Annotated in this window: 3 protein-coding genes; all 3 read right to left on the bottom strand. The window is 71.9% G+C overall.

Features of this window, described 5'->3' with window-relative positions:
* Nucleotides 1-111: 111 nt before the first annotated feature.
* Genes ACY45C_RS19980 through ACY45C_RS19970 form a run of 3 tightly spaced genes read right to left on the bottom strand, consistent with a single transcriptional unit; the run spans nucleotide 112 to nucleotide 2,182 of the window.
* Nucleotides 112-1,011: an NAD kinase gene (locus ACY45C_RS19980; RefSeq protein ID WP_462189097.1), complete on the bottom strand. Its 900-nt coding sequence runs from the start codon at nucleotides 1,009-1,011 to the stop codon at nucleotides 112-114.
* The gene (locus ACY45C_RS19975) at nucleotides 1,008-1,877 is read right to left on the bottom strand and encodes a TlyA family RNA methyltransferase (RefSeq protein ID WP_462189098.1); all 870 of its coding nucleotides are present in this window, start codon (nucleotides 1,875-1,877) and stop codon (nucleotides 1,008-1,010) included. Before ACY45C_RS19975 ends, ACY45C_RS19980 begins: the two co-directional genes overlap by 4 nt.
* Nucleotides 1,878-1,894: 17 nt before the next feature.
* Nucleotides 1,895-2,182 carry a hypothetical protein gene (locus ACY45C_RS19970; RefSeq protein WP_462189096.1) on the bottom strand — a complete coding sequence of 96 codons (288 nt, stop codon included), beginning with the start codon at nucleotides 2,180-2,182 and terminating at the stop codon, nucleotides 1,895-1,897.
* Nucleotides 2,183-2,609 lie beyond the last annotated feature (427 nt).

Below are 2,609 nucleotides of genomic sequence, written 5' to 3'. Positions count from 1 at the left end.
CCACACAACGGATCATGCAATCCGAAAATCACCATCAGATCCACGGCCAGCCTCGGGACCTACTTCCCAAACAGGCCCTAGGCCAGGGGTCCCCGCGTCGCGGCGAAGTCGCTACGCGGGGGAGGCACGTTGGTTGCGTCCTCGCCAGCCTTCCACCGGAAGGCCAAACTTGGCGACGAGACGATCAGTGAACGGCAGCGGATGCACCACGGCGAGCCGCACCGGTTGGCGGCCGCGGACCACCTCGACCCGCGACTCGGGGGGCACCTCGACGAACCGCCGGCCGTCACAGTAGAGGACCGCGGGCACCGGCGGCAGGATCTCCACGGCGACCGCGGAGGCCGGCGCCAGCACGAGCGGCCGGGCGAACAGCGCGTGCGCGCTGATCGGGGCGACCAGCAGGGCCTCGACGCCCGGCCACATCACCGGACCACCGGCCGAGAAGGCGTAGGCGGTGGATCCGGTGGGCGTCGAACAGATCACCCCGTCGCATCCCCACCGGGACAGCGGACGCCCGTCAATCTCCAGCACGCATTCCAGCATCCGAGCGCGCTCGGCCTTCTCCAGGGACATCTCGTTGAGCGCCCAGCCGGTATAGGTGACCTCGCCACGCCGCCGGACCGTGACGTCGACCGTCATGCGTTCCTCGACCGTGTAGTCCTTGCGGACGACGTGCTCGATGGTGGATTCCAGCGCGTCGGGTTCAGCCTCGGCGAGGAACCCGACGTGCCCGAGGTTCACGCCCAGCAGCGAGGCGTCAGCGGTGCGGGCCAGCTCCGCGCCGCGCAGCAGGCTGCCGTCGCCGCCGAGGACCAGCACCAGTTCCACCCCGACGGCCGCGTCGGCGTCGTGCGGCACGATGTTGGCGGCGGTCAGGTCGAGCATCTCCGCCTCGTCCCGCAGCACTCGCGGCGACACCCCGGCTGCGGCCAGGCCCTCGATGACCCAATGGGCGCTCTCCCGGACCACCGAGCGGCGGGGATGGGTGACAACGAGGATCTCCCGCGTCATGCCCGACGCCCCGATCCCGCGGGGCCGGCGGCGATCGCCCCGGCCAGGACGTCCGCGTCGAGCGGTGGGGCCCCGGCGACCAGCCACAGCAGGTACTCGACATTGCCCGCCGGGCCGGGCAGCGGACTCGCCGTGACACCACGCACGCCGAGATCTAGCATGGCTGCGGACGTGGCCACGTCGCGGACCGCCTCGGCGTGCAACGCGGTGTCGCGCACCACCCCGCCTGGCCCGAGCCACTCCCGGCCGACCTCGAACTGGGGCTTCACCAGCAGCACGAAATCGGCGTCTGGGACCGCGCAGGCGCGCAGCGCGGGCAGCGCCAGGGCCAGCGAGATGAACGACAGGTCCCCGACGACCAGGTCGACGCGGTCACCGATCTCGGCGGGCGTCAGGTTCCGGGCGTTGGTGCGGTCGAGCACGCAGACCCGGGGATCGCAGCGCAGCCGCCACAGCAACTGCCCGTAGCCGACGTCCACGGCCACGACGGAGGCCGCCCCGTACCGCAGCAGCACGTCGGTGAAGCCGCCGGTGGAGGCACCGACGTCCAGGCACCGTCGACCGGCCACGACCAGCGTGGGGCCGGTGGAACGCGGGATTTCGACACCCGGCCCCGGTTCCGGTGCGGGGACCCCGAAGGCCTCGAAGGCACCGAGAAGTTTGTGCGCGCCGCGGGAGGCGTAGCCGGGATCGTCCCCCTTCGTCACCGCGATGGAGGTGGATCCGTCGACCACCGTGGCGGCCTTCGTGGCAGGAATGCCGCCGACCAGCACCCGACCCGCGGTGATCGCCGCAACGGCCTGCTCCCGGGACCGGGCGAGACCACGACGGACAAGTTCGCTGTCCAGACGCGTCCGGCGGGACATCGTGACCCCGGAGCGACTCACCGCACCGGCCGGATCATGCCCGGCCCGGGCCGCGGCCCTCCCGTGGGACGCGCCCCGGAACGCGCCGGAACGGGCACGCCCGGCCCGGCCGCGCCCCCAGCGCCCTTGACGTGGTCAGCGCCCTTAACCTGGTCAGCGATCCCATCCAGGTCCGCCAGTGCCCCGGCCAACCGGCGGTTTATCTCCTCGAAGACCTCGACATGCGCGGCCGTCGGTAGGACGTCGAGCATGTCCAGCCGGCCAAGGGCGTCGCGAACCTCGGCGGGCAGATTCTCGGTGTTCACGTTGTCAGCCTCCCGCACTCACGGCCGCTGACGCGACGGACCCTGGCGGCGTGCGTCATGCGACGAATCTCATGTCCTGTCCACTCCTCGTCCGGCCGGATCCGCCCTCGGCCGGCCCGGGACCTCACCCCGGGTCCGTCAGGACCACCGGAGATCGGCTCGCAACCGGTGTAAACTCGCCCACCACGCGGGTCGTCCCGCCCGGAACACCTACTCCCACGCTAGTGTCCCGGACACGCCGGGCCGAGAGGGGCACAGGTCGAACAGGCCGAGAGGAGGACCGGCCGGGATGGCCGACAGGTCGCAGTGCGAGGCCGCGCTCCATGCTCTCGCCGCCCGCCTGGATGGGCTCTCCGCCGACGGCCGTCCCCCGCGTGCCCCGGATCGCGTCATCGTCTGCCGTATCCCCGATCTCGATGCCGTCTTC

This window comes from Frankia sp. CcWB2, from assembly GCF_977927585.1.
The sequence above is the reverse complement of the archived record's forward strand: the minus strand, read 5'-3'. Positions and strand labels throughout refer to the sequence as shown.

Bases quoted from the DNA above. Each gene is read 5' to 3' on its own strand.
- ACY45C_RS19980 (WP_462189097.1), bottom strand. From the start codon at position 1,011: ATGACGCGGGAGATCCTCGTTGTCACCCATCCCCGCCGCTCGGTGGTC.
- ACY45C_RS19975 (WP_462189098.1), bottom strand. From the start codon at position 1,877: ATGTCCCGCCGGACGCGTCTGGACAGCGAACTTGTCCGTCGTGGTCTC.